Origin of the sequence: Neolewinella marina (genome assembly GCF_002631205.1) — a bacterium.
GTDB lineage: Bacteria > Bacteroidota > Bacteroidia > Chitinophagales > Saprospiraceae > Neolewinella > Neolewinella marina.
Genome location: NZ_PDLO01000001.1, coordinates 617,490 through 637,697 on the forward strand (window position 1 = coordinate 617,490; position 20,208 = coordinate 637,697).

20 protein-coding genes are annotated in these 20,208 nt (G+C 62.1%); 8 read left to right on the forward strand and 12 right to left on the reverse strand.

The genetic code is table 11. The annotated features are described in order from the left end of the window. Nucleotides 1–84: 84 nt before the first annotated feature. Both CGL56_RS02430 and CGL56_RS02435 read right to left on the reverse strand, forming a co-directional pair. Nucleotides 85–306, reverse strand: a complete 222-nt coding sequence (locus CGL56_RS02430; RefSeq protein WP_099104901.1) for a hypothetical protein — start codon at nt 304–306, stop codon at nt 85–87. A gap of 40 nt (nt 307–346) precedes the next feature. Then, nucleotides 347–904, reverse strand: coding sequence for a GNAT family N-acetyltransferase (locus tag CGL56_RS02435; protein ID WP_099104902.1), 558 nt, complete (start codon nt 902–904; stop codon nt 347–349). Nucleotides 905–1,020: 116 nt separating this feature from the next. Between CGL56_RS02435 and CGL56_RS02440 the strand changes: the two genes are divergently transcribed. The 7 genes from CGL56_RS02440 to CGL56_RS02470 all read left to right on the forward strand — a co-directional run bounded on the left by CGL56_RS02440 (nt 1,021) and on the right by CGL56_RS02470 (nt 7,906). Further along, entirely contained in the window at nt 1,021–1,920 is a 900-nt protein-coding gene (locus CGL56_RS02440) for an MBL fold metallo-hydrolase (RefSeq protein WP_099104903.1), read from the forward strand. A gap of 119 nt (nt 1,921–2,039) precedes the next feature. After that, nucleotides 2,040–3,446: a glucuronate isomerase gene (uxaC, locus tag CGL56_RS02445; protein ID WP_099104904.1), complete on the forward strand. Its 1,407-nt coding sequence runs from the start codon at nt 2,040–2,042 to the stop codon at nt 3,444–3,446. Next, the gene (locus tag CGL56_RS02450) at nt 3,443–4,477 is read left to right on the forward strand and encodes a sugar kinase (protein WP_099104905.1); all 1,035 of its coding nucleotides are present in this window, start codon (nt 3,443–3,445) and stop codon (nt 4,475–4,477) included. Before uxaC ends, CGL56_RS02450 begins: the two co-directional genes overlap by 4 nt. Nucleotides 4,478–4,544: 67 nt before the next feature. Next, nucleotides 4,545–5,213, forward strand: a complete 669-nt coding sequence (locus tag CGL56_RS02455) for a bifunctional 4-hydroxy-2-oxoglutarate aldolase/2-dehydro-3-deoxy-phosphogluconate aldolase (protein ID WP_099104906.1) — start codon at nt 4,545–4,547, stop codon at nt 5,211–5,213. Further along, nucleotides 5,210–6,202, forward strand: a complete 993-nt coding sequence (locus CGL56_RS02460) for a TRAP transporter substrate-binding protein (RefSeq protein WP_099104907.1) — start codon at nt 5,210–5,212, stop codon at nt 6,200–6,202. The genes CGL56_RS02455 and CGL56_RS02460 overlap by 4 nt, the downstream gene beginning before the upstream one ends. Continuing rightward, nucleotides 6,192–6,620 (forward strand): TRAP transporter small permease, encoded by a 429-nt coding sequence (locus CGL56_RS02465; protein ID WP_099104908.1) that lies wholly within the window; start codon nt 6,192–6,194, stop codon nt 6,618–6,620. The genes CGL56_RS02460 and CGL56_RS02465 overlap by 11 nt, the downstream gene beginning before the upstream one ends. After that, nucleotides 6,620–7,906 carry a TRAP transporter large permease gene (locus CGL56_RS02470; protein ID WP_209280256.1) on the forward strand — a complete coding sequence of 429 codons (1,287 nt, stop codon included), beginning with the start codon at nt 6,620–6,622 and terminating at the stop codon, nt 7,904–7,906. Before CGL56_RS02465 ends, CGL56_RS02470 begins: the two co-directional genes overlap by 1 nt. A 39-nt stretch (nt 7,907–7,945) precedes the next feature. Here CGL56_RS02470 and CGL56_RS02475 read toward each other — a convergent pair whose 3' ends face one another. Beyond that, a complete protein-coding gene (locus CGL56_RS02475) occupies nt 7,946–8,638 on the reverse strand; it encodes an SDR family oxidoreductase (RefSeq protein ID WP_167641511.1) in 693 nt (230 codons plus the stop codon). A gap of 70 nt (nt 8,639–8,708) precedes the next feature. On the opposite strand from CGL56_RS02475, the gene CGL56_RS02480 reads away from it, so the two are divergent. Beyond that, nucleotides 8,709–9,119: an OsmC family protein gene (locus tag CGL56_RS02480; RefSeq protein ID WP_099104911.1), complete on the forward strand. Its 411-nt coding sequence runs from the start codon at nt 8,709–8,711 to the stop codon at nt 9,117–9,119. Nucleotides 9,120–9,201: 82 nt separating this feature from the next. On the opposite strand, the gene CGL56_RS02485 is transcribed toward CGL56_RS02480, so the two are convergent. From CGL56_RS02485 to murD, 9 genes are all read right to left on the reverse strand, one after another. Next, entirely contained in the window at nt 9,202–10,230 is a 1,029-nt protein-coding gene (locus CGL56_RS02485) for a LacI family DNA-binding transcriptional regulator (RefSeq protein WP_099104912.1), read from the reverse strand. A gap of 100 nt (nt 10,231–10,330) precedes the next feature. Further along, complete coding sequence (locus CGL56_RS02490; RefSeq protein ID WP_099104913.1) at nt 10,331–11,254, reverse strand: DUF302 domain-containing protein; 924 nt, start codon at nt 11,252–11,254, stop codon at nt 10,331–10,333. A gap of 239 nt (nt 11,255–11,493) precedes the next feature. Then, on the reverse strand, nt 11,494–12,966 hold the full coding sequence (gene ftsZ / locus CGL56_RS02495) for a cell division protein FtsZ (protein ID WP_099104914.1): 1,473 nt from the start codon (nt 12,964–12,966) through the stop codon (nt 11,494–11,496). 70 nt (nt 12,967–13,036) lie between these two features. After that, entirely contained in the window at nt 13,037–14,365 is a 1,329-nt protein-coding gene (ftsA, locus tag CGL56_RS02500; protein ID WP_099104915.1) for a cell division protein FtsA, read from the reverse strand. Between the two features lie 69 nt (nt 14,366–14,434). Beyond that, entirely contained in the window at nt 14,435–15,253 is an 819-nt protein-coding gene (locus CGL56_RS02505) for a cell division protein FtsQ/DivIB (RefSeq protein ID WP_099104916.1), read from the reverse strand. Beyond that, nucleotides 15,243–16,625 carry a UDP-N-acetylmuramate--L-alanine ligase gene (murC, locus tag CGL56_RS02510; protein WP_099104917.1) on the reverse strand — a complete coding sequence of 461 codons (1,383 nt, stop codon included), beginning with the start codon at nt 16,623–16,625 and terminating at the stop codon, nt 15,243–15,245. Before murC ends, CGL56_RS02505 begins: the two co-directional genes overlap by 11 nt. Further along, complete coding sequence (gene murG / locus CGL56_RS02515; RefSeq protein WP_099104918.1) at nt 16,612–17,733, reverse strand: undecaprenyldiphospho-muramoylpentapeptide beta-N-acetylglucosaminyltransferase; 1,122 nt, start codon at nt 17,731–17,733, stop codon at nt 16,612–16,614. The genes murC and murG overlap by 14 nt, the downstream gene beginning before the upstream one ends. After that, nucleotides 17,723–18,883 carry an FtsW/RodA/SpoVE family cell cycle protein gene (locus tag CGL56_RS02520; protein ID WP_099104919.1) on the reverse strand — a complete coding sequence of 387 codons (1,161 nt, stop codon included), beginning with the start codon at nt 18,881–18,883 and terminating at the stop codon, nt 17,723–17,725. Before CGL56_RS02520 ends, murG begins: the two co-directional genes overlap by 11 nt. Beyond that, nucleotides 18,880–20,202, reverse strand: coding sequence for a UDP-N-acetylmuramoyl-L-alanine--D-glutamate ligase (murD, locus tag CGL56_RS02525; protein WP_099104920.1), 1,323 nt, complete (start codon nt 20,200–20,202; stop codon nt 18,880–18,882). The genes CGL56_RS02520 and murD overlap by 4 nt, the downstream gene beginning before the upstream one ends. Nucleotides 20,203–20,208: the final 6 nt, after the last annotated feature.

The following is a 20,208-nucleotide window of genomic DNA, read 5'->3' on the forward strand; positions in this document are numbered from 1 at the left end:
ATGACCCACCCCTCCCGGACGGAAGAGCAGGCAATGGTTTTCCACAAAGGTAGGGGGCAGCCGAAAGTCGGCCCGCCGGCGGGCCTATTCCTCCAGCTCGTACTCGATGTCGAGCTTCCGCAGGGCCCGGAAGGCGCTGCTGGTGTTGAAGCTCACCTCAATCTCCACCGGAGAGCCGGCCAGGAGAATGTCCGTGTATTCGGTAGCCAGGCTACTGTCAAGGTCATCGGCGATGTCCTCGAGGGTACGGGAAATGGCGCGGCGGTCGGGACGCAGGGCGTCGCACTGGATCAGCTTGATGGTCATGACCGCAAGATACGCAAGACGGTAAAATAAACAAAATGTTTCAATTAGTTCCTGTTGCCCTTTCCCATTCCCGGCGCAGCAATCGGTACTGTACCACGTCCCACGCTTGCCCCTCCTTGATGAAGAACTGTTCAAGAAGCGCCTCGCGGACCAGGCCAGATGCCAGCAGTACGCGTCCGGAAGCTTCGTTGTCGGCCCGGTGGTTGGCATGAATTCGCTGTATGGGCAGCTGCTCGAATCCATAATCGATCAGGGCCGCGACCGCTTCCCGGACGTATCCCCTGCCGCGAAAGGGGCGCCCCATCCAGAATCCAAGTTCGGCATGGCCGTAACGGGGATGAAGGTGGAGGCCCGCGGCGCCCATGAATTCCTCCGTAGCCGGGTCCCGAATGGCAAATACCAGGGCGGTGCCGTCATTCCACCCGGTCTCCACGGCCTGCAGCCACCCCACCAGATCGGCTTCGGTATAGGGATAGGGGACCGAGAGGGTAAATTCCGCGATCAGGGGATCGTTGGCCAAATTGATCACGGCGGCGGCATCACCCAGGGCCGGAGGGCTGAGCAGCAGGCGACGGGTAGTGAGTCGTGGTCGTTCCATGGGAAGGTAAGCTAGCAGTCTACAAATTACACCGGATCGGCACGTCACGCGGCACCCGCGCCCCGCCGCCCCGGGTTACCAGTGCCCGGCGTACCTTTTCGGTAAATTGTAATCCTATGCAACGCCGCCGCTTCCTGACCACCGCCGGGGCCCTCGCGCTGACTACCCCTTTTACTCCCCTGCTGGCGCGCACCCGCTGGGCCGCCCCGGAAGTACGGCTGATCCGCAACCAGGTGGGGTACTTCACCGACCGGGGCGGAACCATCGGCTTTTACCGCCCGGAAGGAGGCGTCGGAGGAGTGGTCGTCGATTCCCAGTTTCCGGAACAGGCGTCCACGTTTCTTACGGAAGTATTTGACGCCTACAAGGAGCTCGACCTGCTCATCAACACCCACCACCACGGCGACCACACCGGCGGCAACGGCGTAGTGGCTCCCCTGGCCCGCGCCTACGTGAGCCACGAACGCGCCCGGCAGAACCTGAGCGAAAATGAAGCGAAGCGGACGGAAGGCGAGGCCGTGCCCCTGCCCGACACCACGTTCGCCGATGAGTGGACGATGGCCCTGCCGGGTGGACAGGAAACCGTGACCGCCCGCCACTTCGGCGCGGCCCATACCGGCGGGGACGCGGTGATCCACTTCGAGAACGCCAACGTAGCCCACCTGGGCGACCTGCTGTTCAACCGCCGCTACCCCTACATCGACCCCGCCGCCGGCGGCAACATGACCCACTGGATCACCGTGCTGCGGAAAATCCGCAAGACCTTTGACCGCGACACGGTATTCCTCTTTGGCCACGCCGCCGAGTCCTACCCCGTCACCGGCAGCCTCGCCGACGTAAAATCCTTCGAAAATTACCTCAGGGCACTGCGCTCCTACGTAAAAAAGGAAAAGCGCAGCGGCACCTCCCTGGAAGCCCTGCAGCGGAAAACCACCACCATCCCCCAGGCCCCGGAATGGCGGTTCGGGGAGCGGCTGCGCGACCTGAACCTGGAGGTGATGTATAATGAGGTATAGCCGCCGGAACCCGATATAACATTTGGCCTGCAATTCGTAACACCGAGAAAGTTGTGGCCGGTTACCCGCTCTACTCCCCTAGGTATTCCTATATTGCCCGAGTAAAGTCAACCGATTGCATGCAAAACCCGATTGTCGCGGAAAACTTCCTGTTGGAATCCGACGCCGCCCAGGAACTCTACCACGGTTACGCCGCCGGCGCGCCCATTATCGATTACCACTGCCACCTGCCGCCCGAGCAACTGGCCAGTGACCACCGCTTCGCCAACCTGACCGACATCTGGTTGCGGGGCGACCACTACAAATGGCGGGCGATGCGGGCCAACGGCATCTCCGAAGACGGCATCACCGGCTCGGCCAGCGACCGGGAGAAGCACCGCAACTGGGCCGCTACCCTGCCCTACACCATGCGCAACCCGCTGTACCACTGGTCGCTGATGGAGCTGGACCGGTATTTCGGGGTGGACAGCATCCTGGGCCCCGACAACGCCGACGCCATCTACGACCGCTGCTCCGAAATGCTGCAGGGACCCGACTTCTCGGTACGCTCCCTGGTCGACAAGATGAACGTGAAGGTGATCTGTACTACGGACGACCCCACCGACCGCCTGGAGCACCACCAACGGATCAAGGCCGACCCCTTCAGCTGCCAGGTGCTGCCGGGTTTCCGTCCCGACAAGTCCATCCTCATCGCCGCCGAGGGCTATAATGAATACATGGACCAGCTGGCCCGGGCAGCCGACCGGGAGATCCACAGCTACGATGACCTGCTGGAGGCCCTCCACGACCGCATCGCCTACTTCCACGACCTGGGCTGCCGCATCTCCGACCACGGCCTGAACGAGCTCTACGACGTGAGCTACACCGACGGGGAGATCCGCACCACTTTTGCCAGTCGCCGTTCCGGGGGGGCGGTGAGCGCGGAGGAGGCCCGGAAATTCCAGACGGCCCTCCTCGTTGAACTCTGCCGCGAATACCACCGCCGCGACTGGGCGCAGCAGTTTCACCTCGGTGCCCTGCGCAACAACAACGACCGCATCCTGCGCAACCTCGGCGCCGATGCCGGCGTGGACAGCATCGGCGACTTCTCCCAGGCCCGCGGCCTGGCCCGGCTGCTCAACACCCTGGACAACAGCGACCAGCTGGCCCGGACCATCGTTTACAACCTCAATCCCGCCGACAACGAGGTGATGGCCACTATGGTGGGCAACTTCAATGACGGCAGCGTGGCCGGCAAGATGCAGTTCGGCTCGGCCTGGTGGTTCCTCGACCAGCTCGACGGGATGGAAAAGCAAATGAACGTGCTGTCGAATATGGGACTGCTGAGCCGCTTCGTGGGCATGCTCACCGACAGCCGCTCCTTCCTCTCCTTCCCCCGCCACGAATACTTCCGCCGCCTGCTCTGCAATATGTTCGGCCAGGATATTGAACGGGGACTATTGCCCGACGATCGTAAATTCATCGGCCAGTTGATCGAGAACATCTGCTACCACAACGCCAAAAACTATTTCAATTTCCCTGCATGAAAGTTGTCACCTTCGGAGAAATCATGCTCCGCCTCACCCCTCCCGGCCACCTGCGGTTTTCCCAGGCCGCCAGCTTCGATGTCGTCTACGGCGGCGGTGAAAGTAACGTAGCCGTGGCCCTGGCCAATTTCGGACTGGACGCCCACTTCGTCACCCGGCTGCCCAACAACGACATCGGCGACTGCGCCCTGATGGAACTCCGCAAGCGGGGCGTCCACACCGACCACATCGTCCGCGGCGGAGAACGCCTCGGCATTTACTTCCTGGAAATGGGTGCAGTACAACGCGGCAGCAAGGTGGTCTACGACCGCGCCTACTCCGGCATGGCCACCATCGAGAAGGGAATGGTCGACTGGGATGAGGTGCTCAAGGACGCCGACTGGTTCCACTGGACAGGCATCACCCCGGCCCTTTCGCAGGGTGCCGCCGACGCCTGCCATGAAGCCATCCAGGCGGCCAACCGCCTCGGAGTACCCGTGTCCACCGACCTCAACTACCGCGCCAAGCTCTGGAAGTACGGCAAGGATCCGCGGGAAGTAATGCCCGCCCTGGTAGAGGGCTGCGACGTTATCCTTGGTAACGAGGAGGACGCCGAGAAGCACTTCGGCCTCCACCCCGAAGAGGTGGACGTTACCGCCGGTGGTGAAATGGACGGCAAGGCCTACCTGCCCGTCCTCAAGGAACTTATGAACCGCTTCCCCCGCTGCAAGATGACCATCACAACCCTGCGGGGCTCGATCAGCGCCAGCCACAACAGCTGGTCCGGCGTCCTTTACGACGGTGAGAAGCTCTATGAAACCCAGACCTACCAGATCACCGACATCGTGGACCGCGTCGGGGGCGGCGACAGCTTTATGTCCGCCCTGATCTACGGCCTCCTCACCTACAAGGACGACAAGCAGAAGGCCCTGGATTTTGCCGTAGGCGCTTCCTGCCTGAAGCACACCATCTACGGCGATGCCAACCTGGTCACCGTCGACGAAGTAACCAAACTCATTGAGGGCGACGGCTCCGGCCGCGTAGCCCGTTAATCCTATCTTACTTCCCGGGAGCCGCCCAGGTCGGGTGGCTCCCGTCTTTTGATTACGATAATCCCCTATGGCTACCCACACCCGCCTCCAGACCCTCTCGGTCATCCACGACCAGGGCATCATGCCACTTTTCTACCACCCCGACGCCGCCCTGGGCAAGGAAGTCCTCCGCGCCTGCTACGACGCCGGCGGCCGCCTGCTCGAATTCACCAACCGGGGCGACTTCGCCCACGAGGTGTTTCGGGAGCTCAACGTTTACGCCCGCAAGGAACTGCCCGAAATGGTCATCGGCGTGGGCTCGGTAAACGACGCGGCTACCGCCGCTCTCTTTCTCCAGCTCGGCGCCAGCTTCATCGTTTCAGCTTCCCTTCGGGAGGACATTGCCCTGGTGTGTAACCGCCGCAAGGTGGCCTACCTGCCGGGCTGCGCTACCCTCACCGAGATCGGCCGCGCCGAGGAGTTGGGTTGCGAGATCGTCAAGCTGTTCCCGGGCAGCGTCTACGGCCCGGAATTCATTAAGTCGGTACGCGGTCCCCAGCCCTGGACCAGCATCATGCCCACCGGCGGGGTCACCACCGAGGTGGACAACCTCCGCGGCTGGTACAGCGCCGGAGCCGTCTGCGTAGGCCTTGGCTCCCAGCTCATCGGCAACGAAGTGCTGAAGGAAAGGAAGTTCGACGAACTGACGGCCGCCGTGCGGCAGGCCCTTTCCGACGCAAAAGAACTCAGAAAATGATCACCCCTTTACGTGTTTTACCCGCCCTTCTTCTCCTGTTGCTGACCGGCTGCGGAGAAGAAGGGCAAACCCGGGTGCTGCGGCTCGCGCACGGTCTGGACACCGGCCACCCCGTACACCTGGGCATGGAATTCATGGCCGAGCGGCTGGCGGAGAAATCCAACGGGGAACTCACCATCGCCATCTACCCCAACCAGCAACTCGGCACCGAACGGCAGGCCCTGGAACTGCTGCAGATCGGCAGCCTGGCCATGACCAAGGTATCAGCGGCCGTGCTGGAGAATTTCTCCCCGGAAGCCACCGTCCTTTCCCTCCCCTATCTCTTCCGCGACCGCGAGCACGTCTATCAGTTCCAGGACAGCGAACTGGGCCGCGAGGTGCTCACCACCAGCGAACAGTTCCGCCTGCGGGGCCTGGTCTACTTCGACGCCGGCCAGCGCTCCTTCTACACCAAGGACCGTCCCGTACACACCCCGGATGATCTGAAGGGTACCAAGATCCGCGTCCAGCTCAGCGCTACGGCCATCAACCTGGTCAAGGCACTCGGAGGATCCCCCACCCCGATTTCCTACGGCGAACTCTACACCGCCCTCCAGCAGGGGGTGGTCGACGGAGCGGAAAACAACCCGCCCAGCTTCTACACCAGCCGCCACTACGAGGTATGCAAGTACTATACCCTCGACGAGCACACCGCCACCCCCGACGTGCTGATCATCGGCACCGGAGCCTGGGAACGGCTGACGCCGCAACAACGGGAATGGCTGCAGGAAGCGGCCGACGAGGCCGTAGTCTACCAGCGGGAAGTGTGGCAGGAAGCCGAACTGGAAGCCCTCGAGGCCGTGGAGGCCGCCGGAGTGGAGATCATCCGCCCCGACAAGGGCCCCTTTATCGAGCAGACCGCCCCGATCCTGGAAAGCTACCGGGACCAGCCGGCGATCTACTCCCTTATTGAACGAATCATTGCAATGGCCCCCGAGAATGAAGGATAGTGTAGATAGAATACTTGGCGGATCGCTGGCCCTGATGCTGGCCATCATGACCGTAGACGTGATTTGGGGGGTATTTACCCGCTACGTGATGGGCGACCAGGCCAGCTGGTCCGAAGAATTGGCCCGCTTCCTGTTGATCTGGATCGGCATCCTGGGCGCGGCTTACGCCAGCGGGCAGAACATGCACCTCTCGATCGACCTGCTCAAGAACAAGCCGGTCAAGCTGATCGCGGCCCTCATCATCCTCTTCGCTTTCGGGGTAATGGTGGTGGGGGGTACCCGGCTCGTATTGCTGACGGCCGAACTGGGGCAGACGTCCCCGGCCCTCGGACTGCCCATGTCGCTGATCTACCTGGTGGTCCCCATCAGCGGCCTGCTCATCATTTACTACCGCCTTCACGACTTTAAATCCAACTGATGGAAGTTGCCATCCTCGTCCTCACCTTCGTCGTCCTCATCGGCCTGGGCATGCCCATCGCCTGGTGCATCGGCATCAGCGCCACCGTCACCATGCTGGCCAGCATCCCCACCCTGCCGGCCCTGACCACGGTGGCCCAGCAGACCGCCACGGGGCTCGACAGCTTTGGTCTGCTGGCCATTCCCTTCTTTATTCTCGCCGGACAGATCATGAACCAGGGGGGCATCGCCCGCCGGCTCATCGCCTTCGCCCGCTCCCTGGTGGGCAGCCTGCCCGGCGGACTGGCCCACGTCAACATCATCGCCGCCATGCTCTTCGGGGCCATCGCCGGATCGGCGGCCGCGGCGGCTTCCGCTATCGGGGGCACCGTGGGCAAGGCCATGGAAAAGGAAGGCTACAGCAAGGAATTCGCCGCGGCGGTCAACATCACCTCTTCGACCACGGGGCTGATCATCCCGCCCAGCAACATCCTTATCGTATACAGCCTGGCCAGCGGCGGCGTCAGCATTGCGGCCCTCTTCCTGGCAGGCTACATTCCCGGACTGCTCGTCGGCTTCCTGCTCATGGTCGTGGCGGCCATCATGGCCAAACGCAAGGGCTATACCCTCCGGGGCAGCTTCTCAATCCGGGAGGTGGGGCGCACCTTCATCCGCGCCCTGCCCAGCCTGCTGCTGCTCATCATCGTTATCGGCGGTATCGTCGTAGGGGTATTCACCGCTACGGAAGCCTCGGCCGCGGCCGTGCTCTACTGCCTCGGGCTCTCCTTCGTCTATGGGGAAGTAAGGGTGCGCGAATTGCCGCAGATCTTCCTCAGCGCCATCGGCACCACCTCCATCGTGATGATCCTCATCGCCACCTCGATCTCCATGTCGTGGATCATGGCCTTTGAGAACATCCCCCAGGACATCACCACCTTCCTGCTGGCGACCAGCGATAACCCCTTCGTGATCATGATCATCATCAACCTGATCCTGCTCTTCGTCGGGGTATTCATGGACATGACCCCGGCGGTGCTCATCTTCACGCCCATCTTCCTGCCCGTGGCCGTCCAGATCGGCATCGATCCGGTCCACTTCGGCATCATCATGATCCTCAACCTCTGTATCGGGCTGTGTACTCCCCCGGTCGGTTCGGTGCTGTTCGTCGGAGTGGGCGTGGCCGGCACCACCATCCAGAAAGTGGTCCGCCCCCTCCTCCCCTTCTTCGTGGCCATGCTGGTGGCCCTGCTGATCGTCACCCTCGTACCCGGCCTCAGCACCTGGCTGCCTACCCAACTCGGCTTTTAGGGCCCCGGAGGGCGGGTGCCTGGGAAGGGGTATAAGAGCCTACCAGGAGACCGGCTCCCCATCCTTGAAAAATCCTCCGCTGGGGCCGTCATCCGGCAGAGTGGCCGCCCAGAGGATGCTTTCCGCTCCCTCGCTGACGCTGCGCGTGCCGTCCGGTCCCCCCATGTCGGTACGTACCCAGCCGGGGCAGACCGAATTCACAAGAATCCCGTCTTTCTCCAGGTCCGCCGCCAGTTTCATGGTCAGCATGTTCAGTGCGGCCTTGGTGATGGCGTAGGCCGGGGTGCCGGGCCAGGACTCCACGAAGGAGCCACTGGAGCTGGACACGTTCACGATGCGCCCCCCACCCCCTTTGCGGATCAGCGGATAGAGCGCCTGGCTCACCCGCCAGGGCCCCAGGGTGTTCACCCGCCAGGCCTCCTCGACGATATCGAAGTCGGCGGTCATCGTATTCTGGAAAGTATCGTAGTGAATGCCGGCGTTATTGACTACCACATCTATGGTGCCGTATTGCTTCCGCAGGTATTCGGTCAGGTTAGCAATGCTGTTGGCATCCGCCACGTCCAGAGGGTGAAAATCCACGTCCAGTCCCCCCTGCCGGAAGCTGTCGGCTACGGCCCGTCCGGCGTCCGAACGGCTGGTCAGTACGACGCGGTACCCGCGGCCGGCCAGCTGGCGGGCCACTTCCTTGCCCAGGCCCCGATTGGCCCCGGTTACAATTGCAATCTTCATGGGGGTTAAGGTAAAAACGCACGAACAAATACAACCGGTCCTTCGTAAGGAGGAGTAAATACAACAACGCATGAAACGTACCGCAACCGCCGTGTGGCAGGGCTCCGGAAAGGAGGGCTCGGGCTACTTAAACACCAAAAGTGGCGTCCTGGAGCGCACCAATTATTCCTACAAGAGCCGCTTCGAGGACGGAAAGGGAACCAACCCCGAAGAGTTGATCGCCGCCGCCCACTCCGGCTGCTTCACCATGGCCCTCACCTTCAAACTCGGTGAAGCCGGCTACACCGCCGGGGAACTGCAGACCGAATGCGCCATCGACTTCCAGGACGGAACCATCGTCGAGAGCCACCTGAAGCTGAAAGCCGAAGTGGAAGGCATCGAGGAAGACGAATTTGACAAGATCGTCAACGACGCCAAGGAGAACTGCCCGATCTCGAAAGTGCTGAACACCAAGATCACCCTGGAGTACACCCTGAACTGATCACTGTCCATTCCACGGAAACCGGAAGCCCCCGCCAGCTGCGCTGGCGGGGGCTTCCGCATTTTAGCAAGTATTTCCTTGGCTAGTTCCCGTCGCGCTGGGAGGAGGCCCGGACGCGCAATTCCCCCGGAATGACGACCTCTCCGATGGGCACGGGCTTGTCGCGGCTGTCGATTTGCTTGAAGAGCAGTTCCGCCGCGGCGGCGCCCATCTGCTCGCTGTTCTGTTCCACGCTGCTCAGGGCGGGGGTGATCAGGCTGGTGAAGATCTCGTTGGCGAAACTGACCACGGCCAGCGATTCAGGGATGGATATGCCTTTCTCACGGCAGTAGCGGATGACGCCCAGGGCGGCGTAATCGGAAGCCGAAAAGATCGCATCCGGAGGTTCCGGCAGCGCAAAGAGCCGCTTGGCCGCATCGTAGCCCTGCTCCACCTCCATACAGTCGAGGTCCACGTAGTCTTCCGACACCTCCCGCCCGGCTTCCTCCAGGGCCGCCCGGTAGCCGGCGTAGCGGTTTACGTAGACGTTCAGGCTCTGGGGACCACTCAGGTGGGCGATGCGGCGTGCGCCCCCCTGGATGAGGTGATTCACGGCCTCCTTGGCGGAATCCTTGTCGTTCAATACCACCCGGTGGGCGGGAAAGTCCCCGGCTACCCGGTCAAAGAAGACCAGGGGAAATTGCTGCTTCTGCAGGTTGGCGAAGTGGCGGGCGTCCACCGTCTCCATGGTCACACTGGCAATGATGCCATCCACGCGGGCCGCGGTGAGGGCCGCCACGTTTTCCATTTCGGTGGTGAGCTTTTCGTTGCTCTGGGTGATGATCACCTGAAAACCCCGGGCCCGGGCCACGTCCTCGATTCCGCTGATGGCCTTGGCGAAGAAATTGCGGCCGATGCGGGGCACGATAACGCCGATGGTACGGGTGGATCCGCCCCGCAGTCCCGCCGCCACCCGGTTGGGATGGTAATTCAGCATCTGGGCCGTTTCGGCGATGAGTCTTCGGGTTTCCTTGTTGATCCGCGGATCGTTCCTCAGCCCCCGGGATACGGTGGAGGGGCTCAGTTTTAAACGCTCCGCAATGTCGTAAATCGTTACTGCTTTCTTTCTCATAACCAAGGTGATGTCAACAAGGTAAGTTATACCGTAGTATTTAAGCAATCCTGCCCTTATGTGATCCCCATTCCGGGACCTATTTACTCACCGTATGGCCTTATTGGGACAGGGCTTGTCGGGCCAGCCCCGTCAGCGCATCGAGTATCGGCTGCAGGTCCGCGTTTTCCACTCCGTGCCGCTGTGCAAGGAAAGCCGGATCATTAAAGGCGACTACTACCTCACCGTCGGCCGCCGCGTACACCAGCATCTTCTGGGGTAAGTCGAGGCCGATAGGTTGCTGTTCCTGCAACAGTGGCGTACCCAACGCCGGATTACCGAATACGAGCAAACGGATGGGAGGTAGTTCCATTCCTACCGAAGCTGCATTAGCCTGGTGGTCAATTTCCGCTATTATTTTAAGTTTGGAGTTGCTGGAAACCGCGTTTTTGAGGTTTTGGTAGACGGAGTCTACGGTTCCTGCATTCCTAAAACTAACGATGCCTTCATTCGCCCTCACCTCTTGCGTAGCCGCCGCCTGTAACTCCGCTCCGCCCGCGGATGCAACCAGGCCAGCGAGGGCTTCGCCGATACTTTCCAGGGATTCAGCCTCGCCCACGCTGTGGCGGCTGGCCAGGTAATCAATTGAATTGTATATCGCTGTGGTTGCTCCATTCCCCGCTCGGTACACCAGTATCTTCTGGGGGAGATCCAGCCCCGCTTGGGGGTTAATCTGCATTAAGGGCGTTCCAAGAGATGGATTGCCGAACAGGACCAGGCGGGTAGGCTCCAGGCGCTGCCCCACCGACGCAGCATTTTCGGAATGATCCACTTCGGCCACTACCGAAATGTTGGCATTGCCCCGTAATGCGGAAACGATCCGGCGATATACCGCTTCGGGGTCTTCCTTCCCCATCACGGCGTAGTACACGCCGGTTACCTCATCGGGCAAGTTGGTATTCAGGTCGCTGTTCGCAGATTCGCCCTCGGAACACCCTATCATTAGCAGGGAAAAGAAACAGAGAACTAACAGTTGGGATGTCATAGTCGAGAAGCTTGGTGGCTCCCATTGGATGTCAACCGCGCTGACCTTGTTCGGGCCGCCAGCCTTCCATGGATGCAGCACCTGGTCGCTTCAGAGGTGCCCAAACAAAAAATGCGGGCAGCGAGATTGACCCCTCGCTACCCGCTTCCAAAGCTAAAACGGTGTGAATGTCAAGGCTGCGGCCGTGGGGCGGCAGCATCAACAAGGATATAAAGACAAATAAATCAGTTAGTAATTACCTAGTCGACGTTATCGTGTAAAAATGAATTGTTGCGGCGCAGCGGCATCTCCTCATCGTCGGTGATGCTCCACCGGCTCATTTCCGGCTGGTCGCTGCTCTTGGTCTGGTCGAGCTGAATGTTGCGCCGCAGGTACGCGGGCTGGTTCTCCAGTTCATTGACCACTTTCGGGTTGCTCAGTTTGGGCAATTCGGTCCGCTGACGCAGCGCCTCACGGCGTTCCTGGTCGCGCAGCTCCATTTCGCGGCGCTGGGCTTCCCGGCGGGCGTCCTCTTCCTCCTGCATAAAGCTCTGGGTGAAGCTGCCCCCGTCGCGGCGGCGGGCCCGCAGCCGGGCCTTGGCTTCTTCCATATCCTCGAACTCGAAGGTGTTGGCCTGGTTGGGCTTGCCGTATCCGGCGGGATCCTCCTCACCGGTGATCTCCTCCAGGGAGGTCCGGCGGCCGGTGGGCGCTTTCTTTTCCTCCTCAAGGTGTACTACCTGCCGCTCGGGAGCGACGTTGCGGTTGGCGGCTTTCTTGTCGCCGAATCCGGTAGCGATTACCGTCACGCTGATCTTGTCGCCCAGCGATTCGTCGAAGCAGTTACCCCAGATCAGGTCGGTGCCGTAGCCGGCTTCCTCCTGGACGAATTCAGTGATCTCGAAGATCTCGTCCATGGTCACCTCACGGGTACCGCTGGTAATGTTGAGCAGGATGTGGTTGGCACCCCGGATGTCGTTGTCTTCCAGCAGGGGGCTGTGGAGGGCCTGGTCCACGGCTACGCGGGCGCGGTCGTCGCCGTCGGCGCTGGCGGTGCCCATGATGGCTACCCCGCTGTCGCGCATAACGGTGTTCACGTCCTCGAAGTCAACGTTCACGTAACCGGCCACGGTGATGATCTCGGCGATGCCCTTGGCGGCCGTGGTCAGGATGTTGTCGGCCTTGCTGAAGGCTTCGCTGAGGTTCAGGTTGCCGTGGATCTGCCGCAGCTTGTCGTTGGAGATGACGATGAGGGTATCCACATTGTCCTTCAGTTCCTGCAGTCCGTCCATGCCGTTGTTGGCCCGCCGGCGTCCTTCGAAGGTGAAGGGCAGGGTGACGATGCCTACGGTGAGGATGTTCATCTCCCGGGCGGTCCGGGCGATGATGGGCGCGGCTCCGGTTCCGGTACCACCGCCCATTCCGGCGGTGACGAAGAGCATTCGGCAGTTGTTGTCGAGGTACTTCTTCACCTCCTCGATGCTCTCTTCGCAGGCCAGCTTGCCTACGTTGGGCTTCGAGCCGGCTCCCCGGCCCTCGGTGAGGTTGGGGCCGAGCTGCACCTTGGTGGGCACGTTGCTCAGTTCCATGGCCTGGTGGTCGGTGTTGCAGATGGCGAAGTCTACGCCGACGATGCCCTGGTTGTACATGTGATTGACCGCGTTGCTGCCGCCGCCGCCGACGCCGATCACTTTGATGATGGGAGATTCTCCCTGTGGAAAGTCGATTGTCATGGTGTATATCTTTTACCCGGTAGCTACCGGGGTTGAGTTAGGATTAAGGGGAAACTGAATTTCCGCAGGGTTAAAAATCGCGGTCGGGTTCGGCTTCGAACCACTCCTTGGTACGCTTGAATACGTTGTCGAACCAGCTGGGGTTATTCACCTCCTCCTTGATCTGTTCCTCCAACTCAAGTTCCGTCACCGGCTCTTCCTTCTTGACGGGCGGCGCGGCCACGCGTCCGGCGTCGATGTCGGCGAAGCCCTGCAGCAGCAGGCCTACTCCGGTGGCGTAGATGGGGCTGGTGAGCCGCTCAGTGTAACCGTGGGCCAGGTGCTCCACCGGCGAGCCGATGCGGGCACTCATGCCCGTGTGCAGCTCGGTGAGCTTGTCGAAGTCCCGCAGCAGGGCGCCGCCGCCGGTCAGCACGATGCCGCCGATCAGCTGACTGCCGTCGAAACCCGCCCGGCGGATTTCCCACAGTACGTGGTCCAGAATCTCCTCAGCGCGGGCCTGGATGATGAGGGCCAGGTTCTTCTCACTGATTTCCTTGGGCTCGCGGCCGCGCAGTCCGGGAATGACGATGACGCGGTTCTCGTAGACCTCGCTGGCCAGGGCGCTGCCGTAGTTCACTTTCAGTTTCTCGGCGTGCTGCTCCATTACGGTGCAGCCGGCCTTGATGTCCTTGGTAATGACGTGACCACCGAAGGGAACCACCGCGGTATGGCGGATGATGCCTTCCTGGAAAATGGTGATGTCGGTGGTGCCTCCCCCGATGTCTACCAGGGCCACGCCGGCCTGCTTCTCGTCCTCGTAGAGTACCGATGCGGCGCTGGCGATGGGTTCCAGGGTCACGTTGGCCATGTGGAGGCCCGACCGCTCGACGCAGCGGTTGATGTTGTTGCTGGCGGTAATCTGTCCGGTGATGATGTGGAAGTTGGCCTCGAGCTTGGAGCCCGACATGCCGATGGGGTCCACGATGCCCTGCTCATTGTCCACGGTATACTCCTGGGGGATCACGTGGAGGATCTTGTCGCCGGGGGGCAGCACAAGTTTGTGCATGTCTCCGATCAGGCGGTCGATGTCGCGTTGGCTGATCTCGGAGTGGGAGTTATCCCGCATCAGCATGCCGCGGTGCTGCAACGACTTGATGTGCTGGCCGGCAATTCCGACGTGGACCGTCTGGATGGACTCGCCGCTGGCCTGCTCCGCCAGGCGGCGGGCTTCGGTGATGGCGCGTACCGTCTTTTCAATGTTGGTCACGACGCCGCGCATCACGCCTTCCGAGTCTACCTTTCCGGTGCCCAGAATCTCGACGCGACCGTGCTCGTCGCGCCTGCCCACGAGGGCGCATACCTTGGTGGTGCCAATATCTAGGGCGGCAATGGTTTTCGTTTGAGTGGTATCAGTCATTATATCCGATGATTTAGCTAAAAGTGAAGGAGCGGTTAGGGTCATGGCCACTCCCCTGAAAAGTGATGGTTATGCTTTTTTGGCTACTACCTGGTCGGCGTAGCGCAGGTCGAAGCTCCGGTATTTCCTCCAACCCTCGTAGGGAAGACCTTCGCGGTAAAACGTTTTAAGCCGTTCCAGTCGTTCCGGCGTAATTCTTGGGTCGTAGCGTCCCAGGTAGATGACCTGATCCCCCACCTTGGGGGCCAGGATCAACTCTCCGGTTTCCGTTATGTCTATTTGTTCCACCAGGGCCGCCAGGAAGGGGTCATTCCGCAGGGAATGCCCCAGCTCCATAAGCTGGCTCAGGGGGTGGTCCGCCTGGGTGGCAAAGTCGTCCGACCAAGGTACCACGTGGCCGGTTACCACGGGTACCCGGACGGTGTAGTTTTTGCTCAGCGGCAGGCGTACGCCCTCGAGGTCAAGGTAGTAATTCTGCCCGTTGTCGGCAATGATGCGCAACAGGGGAATCCGCTGGTAGACGGCAATGTTCAGTACCAGGTCGGCGTCGACGTAGGCCTCGGCATCCCCCACGAAAGCCTGCTGCTCGAGCACCTCCTCTACCCGCTCCACGTCGATGTCCGACAACTTGAGCTGGTCCAGGGGTTTGGTGAAGCTGGCGGCCAGCAGTTCGAGCAGTTCGTCGGCCTCCACCAGGTTCGCGTTTTCGGCCAGGGGGTGCACCATCGGGCGGATGGCCTTGATGTGGGTCGCCTCCCGTTCCGAGATGGCCGACACGGCCAGTACGGCGGCCCCCAGGGCCACGAAGATCCATCCGTAGGTCCGGATGCCGATGAATACCCCGGCGAAAAACCGACCGATTTTTCCCGGTACGCGATTAGTAGCCATGACCTTGGGTTTTGCGGTGTTGGGCCACGACCCGGGGCACCAGGGCGTCGATGTCGCCCGCCCCGAGTAACAGCAACACGCCGTCCTTGAGTTCGGCGGTGGCTTCGAGCATCTGGGTGTTGCTCAGCAGCCGCCGCTTTTCATTTTTCATTAATCCGTACACCAGCTGGCTGGTTACCCCCTCGATGGGCTCTTCCCGGGCGGGGTAGATGGGGATGATGATGGCCTCGTCCAGCAGGTCCAGCGCGCGGGCGAAGCCCGCGGCGAAGTCCTGGGTCCGGCTGTAGAGATGGGGCTGGAATACCCCGCGGATCGTCCGGTCAGGGTACAGCTCCCGGGCCGCTGTAATCGCGGCCTGCAATTCCGTCGGGTGGTGGGCGTAGTCGTCGATCACCACCAGGTTACCGTTGCGGAGCACCGTCTCGAAGCGGCGGGCAATGCCCTGGAAGTTGGCCAGCCCCTCCCGCAGGTCATCCTCCGCTCCGCCCGCCAGGCGGGTCACCGCGCAGGCGGCGATGGCGTTCTCTACGTTGTGGCGCCCCGGCAGGGTGGTCCGCAGGTTGGAAATGAGGTGGCCGTCCGGTTCACGCAGGTCGAAGTGGAAGGCCCCGTCGATGACGCGGATGTTCTGGGCGCAGAAGTCGCCGCGGCCAATGCCGAAGGTGGAGACCATTACGTGGTCCAGTCCGCGGAAGTGCTCCTCCACGTCGTAGCGTACGATGAGCTGTCCGCCTTCCTTGATTTTGCGAGCGTAGGCCCGGAAGCCCGTCTCGAGCATCTGCCCGTGGTCACCGTAGATGTCCAGGTGGTCCGGATCGGTGGACAGCACTACCGCGATCTCCGGCGTCAGCCGCAGGAAGCTGCGGTCATACTCGTCGGCTTCCACCACTACCCAGTCGCTGTCGCCGTGGACGTAATTTCCGTCGAAGTCGCGCGCAATGCCCCCCAGAAAAGCCGAAGGGTCCAGTCCCGCCGTCACCATCAGGTAAGTGGTGATGGTCGTCGTCGTGGTCTTCCCGTGGGTACCGGCGATGCCGACGCAGCGCATGTCGCGGCTGATGAGTCCGAGCACCTCCGACCGCTTCATCAGGGTGTAGCCTCCCTCGCGGGCGCGCACCAGTTCGGGGAATTGCTGGGGGATCGCCGGGGTATACACCACCAGCAGGTCGTCGGCGGGTTCCGGCATCGCTTCGGGCCGGGCGGTATAGTGGATGTCCATGCCCGCGGCTTCCAGCTTGCGGGTCAAGTCGGTGGCCGTACGGTCGTAGCCGGAGACCGGTATTTCCCGGTAAAGGAAATAGCGGGCCAGGGCCGACATGCCGATGCCGCCGATGCCAATGAAGTAGACCCGCTTGACGTCAGACAGCCGCATGTACAGAATTCTTGTTGGTGGTGGGAGAAATAAGGTTAAGGGCTTCGGTGGCGATCCGGTGGACGGCCCCCGGCTTGGCCTGGGCGCGGGCGTTCCGCCCGAGGGTTTCCCGCCGTTCCGCATCGTCGACCAGGGCCAGGGCCTCGGGCACCAGCTCCTCCCCTACCCGGTGGTCGGGCACCAGCAGGGCCGCTCCGGATTGGGTAAGGGCTTCCGCGTTCTTGGTCTGGTGGTCTTCGGCCACCCAGGGGGAAGGCACCAGGATGGCGGGCTTGCCCAGGTATTCAATTTCGGCGATGGTGGTGGAACCGGCCCGGCCGATCACCACGGTAGCCCGGGCGTAGGCCTCGTCCATCTTGTCGACAAAGGCGGTAAGGGTAACGTTCGGCAGCTGGGCCGTGGCGCAATCCGCGTAGTCGGCCAGGTAGTGCTTGCCGCATTGCCACAACCATTGCACCTGCGGCCGCGCCCTGATCAGTTCCGTACTGCCGGCCATGGCTTCGTTGAGCGAGCGGGCCCCACCCGAGCCCCCCATGAGGAAGACGGTAGGCGGCCCGTCCACGTTCATCTCCCGGGCGCGGTCGAGGAGCTGCTCCCGCACGGGGTTGCCGGTGATGATGAGCTTGTGGGCGGGGAAGAATTTCGCCATGCCCCCGAAGGCCACGCAGATCTTGTCGACGCGGCGGCCCAGCCACTTGTTGGCCAGTCCCGCGAAGGCGTTCGGCTCCTGGATCAGGGTCGGGATGCCCATGCGGGCCGCGGCGTACAGTATCGGGGCACCGGCATAGCCCCCCGTGCCGATGACCACGTCGGGGCGGAACTCCCGCAGCAGGGTCCGCGAGCGGAAGAGGCTGCTGAGCACCTTCACCGGAAAGCTGAGGTTGTCCAGGGTAAAGCTGCGCTGCAGTCCGCTGATCCACAGTCCTTCGATGCGGTAACCCGCGGCGGGCACCTTCTCCATTTCCATGCGCCCCTTCGCCCCTACGAACAGGAACTCGGCCGTGGGATGCAGTCGGCGCAGCTCGTCGGCAATGGCGATGGCGGGGAAGACGTGGCCACCCGTGCCACCGCCGCTGATCACGAATCGGGGAGGTCGGTTAAGTGGCATCGGCGGTCACGGCTTCTATGTACTTCGATACGGACATCAGGATGCCCAGCGAAATACAGGTAAACAATGTGCTGGTACCCCCCATGCTGATGAGCGGCAGGGTAAGTCCCGTCACCGGCAGCAAGTCCAGGTTGACGGCAATATTCAGGAAGGCCTGCAGCAACAACGACAGGCCAATCCCAAAGGCCACCATGGCCCCGAAGGCCTTGCTGCTGCGGGTCACCAGCCGGATGACGCGGAAAAAGAGCAGCAGGTAGATCCCGATGACGGCGATGCCCCCCACCGCGCCGTACTCCTCGACGATGATGCTGTAGATGAAGTCGCTCTGGGCGCTGTACAGGGTGTGCCTTTGGGTGGAGTTGCCCGGCCCCACGCCCACCACGCCACCGTTGGCGATGGCTACCATGGCGCCGGTGATCTGCCGGCGGTCGTCCACCTTGGCGGCGGCGGGGTTGAAGTAGGTCTCGATCCGCTTTTCCCAGGTAGCCGCCCGGGGTACCAGGTTTGGGTACTTGCTGCCCACCATGACCAGGATGCTGAAGACGCTGATCCCGAGCAGAATGAGCATGAGGATGTACTGCATGGCCACCCGCCCCACGATCATCATCAGGATACAGATGAGGAACAGCATGATGGCCGAGGAAAGGTCACTTAGGGCAATGAGCAGGCAGATCCCCAATACGGGCAGGATGATGGGCACGAAGGCCTCCTTGAAGTCCTTGATCACGTCCTGCTTCGACCCGATGGAGCGGGCCACGAAGATGATCAGCGACAGTTTGGCAAAGTCGGAGCTCTGGAAGGTCAGGTTGATGAAGGGTACGGTGAGCCACCGCCTGGCCCCGTTGATCTCCGTGCCGAAGGCCTGGGTCAGGACCAGCAGCACGATGGACATCACCAGCAGCGTTGGCGCCCAGCGGGAATACTTCGTATAGGCCAGCAGGTGGCCGATGTACACCACCACGAGCCCGAAGCCCAGAATGACAGCGTGCTTGAACAGGTAACCGCTCACCGCGCCGCCGGAGTTGCGGTAGGCCAGGTTGGCTACGGCGCTGTACACCGAGACGATGGAGATGAGCGACAGCAGGAAGATGATCGCCCAGATTACCCGGTCGCCCCGCAATTCGGTGGCTATGCGCGTGGAGAGGTTCATGCCACGATCGTTTTGACGCAGTCGCGGAACTGATCCCCGCGGTCAACGTAATTCTTGAATAGGTCGAAGCTGGCGCAGGCCGGGCTCAACAGGATGCGGTCGCCCGGACGGGCGTATTCGTTGGCCAGCCGGACGGCTTCGGCGGCGCTTCGGCACTCCACTACCCGTTCCAGGTCGGCGAAGGCCGCGCGCAGTTTTTCGTTTTCCAACCCCAGGCAGATCAGGGTGTGCACCTTGCCGTCGGTCACCTCCCGCAGCGGGTCGTAGTCGTTGCCCTTATCGGTACCGCCGGCGATCCAGACGGTGGGACCGTCCATGGCTTCCAGGGCAAAATAGGTGCTGTCCACGTTGGTGGCCTTGCTGTCGTTGATCCAGGTGCGTCCGTCCGAGGTCGGGATGAGCTCCATGCGGTGGGGCGCCGGCTGGAAGTTGTCCAGGGCCAGCTGTATCTCTTCGTCGCTCACGTTGAGCAGCCGCGCGATGTGGACGGCGAACAGGGCATTCATGGCGTTGTGGCGGCCCGTCAGGCGTCCACCGCTCAGGTCAAAGGGCCGGCTGCCCGGGTGGATGGCCCCGCCCCGGATGTCACGGTCGGGGTCTATGGTGGTGATGCGGGCACGGGTGGGGTTGCGGCGGAGCGCGGGTGCCAGGGTCTTCTCGTCCAGCAGGACCAGCAGATGGTCTTCCGCCCGTTGGTTCTTGCCGATGCGCAGCTTGCTGTCCGCGTAGCGGTCCAGTTCGTAGCCGTAGCGGTCCAGGTGGTCGGGCGTGATGTTCAGGATGGCCGCAATGTTGGGCCGGAAATCCACGATGCCGTCGAGCTGGAAACTGCTCAGTTCCAGCACGTAAATGTCCTGGGGTTCGTGGTCGATCAGCAACCGCGCGAAGCTGTCGCCCAGGTTGCCGCCGGCTACGGCCTTCTCGCCCGCCGACTGAAGCAGGTAGTGGGTGAGCAAGGTAGTGGTGGTCTTGCCGTTGCTGCCCGTGATGCCCACGATGGTGGCGCGGGGGTCGACGTAACGGAAAGCGAACTCGATCTCGGAGATGATCGGGATGCCGGCCGCGCGGATCTCCCGAATCACCGGTGCCGTGTCGGGGATGCCCGGGCTCTTGACCACTACTTCCGCCTGCAGCAGCCTCGACAGGGTGTGCCCGCCGGTTTCGTAGGCGATGCCCGCCTGCTGCAGCTCGGCCAGGTAGCGGTCGCTGCCCGGGCCAAAGTCACTCACGAACACGGTGTAGCCCCGCTGCTGCCCGAGGCGGGCGGCGCTGGCTCCGGATTCTCCGGCTCCGAGGACGACAAGGTGTTGGGTGGGCATCGGGAC

Excerpts from the sequence above, each read along its gene's own strand:
- CGL56_RS02430 (WP_099104901.1), bottom strand. The coding sequence starts at position 306 with ATGACCATCAAGCTGATCCAGTGCGACGCCCTGCGTCCCGACCGCCGC.
- CGL56_RS02435 (WP_099104902.1), bottom strand. The coding sequence starts at position 904 with ATGGAACGACCACGACTCACTACCCGTCGCCTGCTGCTCAGCCCTCCG.
- CGL56_RS02440 (WP_099104903.1), top strand. The coding sequence starts at position 1,021 with ATGCAACGCCGCCGCTTCCTGACCACCGCCGGGGCCCTCGCGCTGACT.
- uxaC (WP_099104904.1), top strand. The coding sequence starts at position 2,040 with ATGCAAAACCCGATTGTCGCGGAAAACTTCCTGTTGGAATCCGACGCC.
- CGL56_RS02450 (WP_099104905.1), top strand. The coding sequence starts at position 3,443 with ATGAAAGTTGTCACCTTCGGAGAAATCATGCTCCGCCTCACCCCTCCC.
- CGL56_RS02455 (WP_099104906.1), top strand. The coding sequence starts at position 4,545 with ATGGCTACCCACACCCGCCTCCAGACCCTCTCGGTCATCCACGACCAG.
- CGL56_RS02460 (WP_099104907.1), top strand. The coding sequence starts at position 5,210 with ATGATCACCCCTTTACGTGTTTTACCCGCCCTTCTTCTCCTGTTGCTG.
- CGL56_RS02465 (WP_099104908.1), top strand. The coding sequence starts at position 6,192 with ATGAAGGATAGTGTAGATAGAATACTTGGCGGATCGCTGGCCCTGATG.
- CGL56_RS02470 (WP_209280256.1), top strand. The coding sequence starts at position 6,620 with ATGGAAGTTGCCATCCTCGTCCTCACCTTCGTCGTCCTCATCGGCCTG.
- CGL56_RS02475 (WP_167641511.1), bottom strand. The coding sequence starts at position 8,638 with ATGAAGATTGCAATTGTAACCGGGGCCAATCGGGGCCTGGGCAAGGAA.
- CGL56_RS02480 (WP_099104911.1), top strand. The coding sequence starts at position 8,709 with ATGAAACGTACCGCAACCGCCGTGTGGCAGGGCTCCGGAAAGGAGGGC.
- CGL56_RS02485 (WP_099104912.1), bottom strand. The coding sequence starts at position 10,230 with ATGAGAAAGAAAGCAGTAACGATTTACGACATTGCGGAGCGTTTAAAA.
- CGL56_RS02490 (WP_099104913.1), bottom strand. The coding sequence starts at position 11,254 with ATGACATCCCAACTGTTAGTTCTCTGTTTCTTTTCCCTGCTAATGATA.
- ftsZ (WP_099104914.1), bottom strand. The coding sequence starts at position 12,966 with ATGACAATCGACTTTCCACAGGGAGAATCTCCCATCATCAAAGTGATC.
- ftsA (WP_099104915.1), bottom strand. The coding sequence starts at position 14,365 with ATGACTGATACCACTCAAACGAAAACCATTGCCGCCCTAGATATTGGC.
- CGL56_RS02505 (WP_099104916.1), bottom strand. The coding sequence starts at position 15,253 with ATGGCTACTAATCGCGTACCGGGAAAAATCGGTCGGTTTTTCGCCGGG.
- murC (WP_099104917.1), bottom strand. The coding sequence starts at position 16,625 with ATGCGGCTGTCTGACGTCAAGCGGGTCTACTTCATTGGCATCGGCGGC.
- murG (WP_099104918.1), bottom strand. The coding sequence starts at position 17,733 with ATGCCACTTAACCGACCTCCCCGATTCGTGATCAGCGGCGGTGGCACG.
- CGL56_RS02520 (WP_099104919.1), bottom strand. The coding sequence starts at position 18,883 with ATGAACCTCTCCACGCGCATAGCCACCGAATTGCGGGGCGACCGGGTA.
- murD (WP_099104920.1), bottom strand. The coding sequence starts at position 20,202 with ATGCCCACCCAACACCTTGTCGTCCTCGGAGCCGGAGAATCCGGAGCC.